Source organism: Steroidobacter sp., assembly GCF_016790065.1.
In the GTDB taxonomy this organism is placed as follows: domain Bacteria; phylum Pseudomonadota; class Gammaproteobacteria; order Steroidobacterales; family Steroidobacteraceae; genus Steroidobacter.
On the sequence record NZ_JAEUPY010000435.1, the window covers coordinates 1 to 2,924 of the forward strand.

The following is a 2,924-nucleotide window of genomic DNA, read 5'->3' on the forward strand; positions in this document are numbered from 1 at the left end:
GAAATAACGGATGCCGGTATCGCTGCCTTCCAGATAGCCGTTCATGCGGCACGCATTGCTGTTGGCGTCAGTGCGCTTGCCGCAGTAATCGAGACGAAATGCGCCGTAAGGATTGCTAGCGCTCGGGGCCTGCGTCGCGGAGACGTTCACGTCGATGGTGGTGACGTGACCTTCCTCTTCCTGCGTCAGCCAGATCTTCGAACGCATCGGTTCGGTGTTGGACGTGCGACTCGCATTGACGGTCGCGGTCATGTACTTGGCGACCTGCGACGCGTCGCCGCCGGAGCTGGACGATGAATCGCTGCCGCTGCCGTTGGGCTCGCACTTGGATTCGTTCACCAGCGCGTTGTAGTTGCCCTTGTTCACCAGCGCCTCGGGGCGCATGGACGCCATGATGCAAGTGATCATGTTCACCTGACCCACGCCTTCGGAGGTCGCGTCTTCGACGTGGCTCTGCTGCGGGTCGGTGTAGTAAGCCGAGTTGGGTGCGGGATCAGCCGAAGCGAGCGCGGCGTAGACCGCCAATGCCAGCACGGAGCTGCAGCGATAAATGGTTTTCATGTTCTAGTCTCTGGGATTCGATGAGGCTCAATCAGCGTTGGTGGCGGTGACCACCGAGACGCTGCTCGGCGTGGCGATGCCTTGGATGGTGGTCGGCGTCTCCGGCACGTTGTCTGGCGGGTTGGAGCCGCCGGGAGGGTTGCTGGAGACCGTCGGGGCAGACCCGCCGGAGCCGCCACATGCCGACAGCAACGTGACCAAGGTCACGGCCACCAGCGCCTTGCTGATTCCCAAAGCCCGTCGAGTCATCAAAGAGTCCCCCAGAAGACCTGTAATCAACGGGGGACCAGCGGCCCGGGCGGCAAAATCTTCAGTGAGTAGAAGTACGATTTCGGCGAGTAAATGCCAGAACCTGGTAGGCGCGCACACTTCCAGGCACCGCGTTCAGAGAATCTCGCTGCCGCACGCCGGGGCGCGTCTGTGTAAAATCGCGGTTTCACACCGCTTGACCGTACGGAAAAGTCGCGAAAGATGAGCATGATGAAAACCGCCGCGCTGCCCCTCGTGCTGATGTCGCTGCTGTGCGCTGGATGCGCGACGACAGGTGGCGACGCCGAGGAAAATGAGCCGACGGTGATCGAAACCACCCCGCCGCTCGAGGCGGAAGCGCCGCTCGACGAAATGCCCACCGCCGCGGAGGGCGAGTCGAAGCAAGAGGAAGGCGAAGTGCCGCTGGCGGTGGCCGAATCAGAACAACCCGACCACCCTCCTGAGGAAGTCGTGGTCCAGGGCCGCCGTCACCAGGTGATCCACGATCTGGTCGCCGAAGCTCAAGCACTGCTGCGCGATGTCGAGCTCCAATACGTGTTCACGGGCAAGGGCAGGAAAGAGGTGCTGCGCGGTCGTCCGGTGGCCTTTGCACTGTGGAATGAGACGAAGCAGGAATGGACCGTCGCTCACATCGAGCTGCCGCGTCCGCCCATCAAGTGGTCACCCGGCCGCAAGCCCTTGCCGTTTCGCAGTCTCACACCCGGCATCCAGGCGCGGCACGTGAAGGGCACCGGTGCCGAGCGATTGATGTTCGCCTTCACTCAGGGCGGTGATCAGTTGAAAGTCTACGGACGCAAGTTTCCGGTGTTCGACAACAATCTGCTCAAGCGCAAGCAATGGCGTGCCCTCGCCCGCACCGCCAAGCCCATCGTCTATCTGCCCTTCACCGAAGACACTTTCGACCCGGGCTTCGTCACCGGCGGCAAGGACTTCTTGGTCGCCACGGCGCGCCAGGCCATCGAGGAGTTGCGGCTCGCGAAGGTGCCGAGTGCAGCGTTTCCTGGAGAGCTGCTCGCCGATTCCATTCCTCTGCAAGTCATCACCACGCTGGCGGTCATCGAACAGACTGACGATGCCGATTATGTCGACAAGCAGTCGGTCGCCTTCGACGAAGTGCTGAGTCAGTACGGGCTCAAGCAGGAAGAGGCCTATCGCTACAGCGTCTCGAGTGCCAATGCGCTCGGCCCGATGCAATTCACCAATCGCAGAAACAACGGCACCTACGCGCTCGTGGTCAGGCGCTGCCCTCGCGCCAAGCTCGACCCGAACTTCGAACGCGGCGCGACCAATCTGCTGAACGCCATGAAAGCGGCGGTGTGCTTGCTGGATCTGGAGCTGTCGCAAATGCGTGCGGAGATTCGCATGGCCTATCGTGACAACCCGGCCGTGCTGGGCATCTTTCCGGTGGCCGCCTACAACGGCGGCCCTCGCAACGTCACCAAGCTGCACCGGGTGCTGACCAAAATGAAGGTCAAGCTCGATGAACTGAGCCGCCCGGGCGAACAGCTCGCCGGCGCGCCGGTGACTTGTCCCTGCGTGTGGACCACGGATGGCACCGGAGTTCGTCCGGTCGCGATTCCGAAGTACAACAACGAGAACCGCTGGTACATCGAGAAGTACCAGAGCATCGTCAGTTTGTTCGAGTGAGCTAGCTCACTGCTACTTACTGCTTCTGGGCGGCAGCGTAAACCACGTTGCCGCCGACGACGGTCTCCAACACTCGCACCTTGGCGATGTCTTCAGCCGGAATCGTCAACGGATTGCGATCGAGCACGATCAGGTCGGCCAGCTTGCCGACTTCGAGCGAGCCGGTCACATCGTCCTGATGCAACTCATAGGCGGAATTGATGGTCGCCGCGCGTAACACTGTTTCGCGCGTGAGGCCGGGATCGTCGCCGAGTTTGCCGCGATACTCAGCAGGCGCATCCGGTGCGTTGGCTCGTGTCACACCCACCTTGAATGCAAACCACTGATCCAGCGCATCCACCGGCCAGTCGCTGCCGAACGCGATTCGTGCCCCGGCCGCAGCGAGGCGACCAGCAGGTTCGAGAGCCTTCATTCGCTCCGGACCGAAATAATCTTTCAAACCTAGC

Annotated in this window: 4 protein-coding genes; 1 reads left to right on the forward strand and 3 read right to left on the reverse strand. The window is 61.8% G+C overall.

Annotated features, from left to right (window positions below; translation table 11 throughout):
• Together JNL55_RS18210 and JNL55_RS18215 are read right to left on the reverse strand one after the other, a co-directional pair.
• A partial coding sequence (locus JNL55_RS18210; RefSeq protein ID WP_293856722.1) for a hypothetical protein occupies window positions 1-561 on the reverse strand: 561 nt, incomplete at its 3' end.
• A 27-nt stretch (window positions 562-588) separates the two neighbouring features.
• Complete coding sequence (locus JNL55_RS18215) at window positions 589-810, reverse strand: hypothetical protein (protein ID WP_293856725.1); 222 nt, start codon at window positions 808-810, stop codon at window positions 589-591.
• Between the two features lie 222 nt (window positions 811-1,032).
• On the opposite strand from JNL55_RS18215, the gene JNL55_RS18220 reads away from it, so the two are divergent.
• Complete coding sequence (locus tag JNL55_RS18220; RefSeq protein ID WP_293856728.1) at window positions 1,033-2,478, forward strand: hypothetical protein; 1,446 nt, start codon at window positions 1,033-1,035, stop codon at window positions 2,476-2,478.
• Window positions 2,479-2,494: 16 nt separating this feature from the next.
• On the opposite strand, the gene JNL55_RS18225 is transcribed toward JNL55_RS18220, so the two are convergent.
• Window positions 2,495-2,924: amidohydrolase family protein (locus JNL55_RS18225; RefSeq protein ID WP_293856731.1), on the reverse strand; the 430-nt coding region annotated here is incomplete at its 5' end.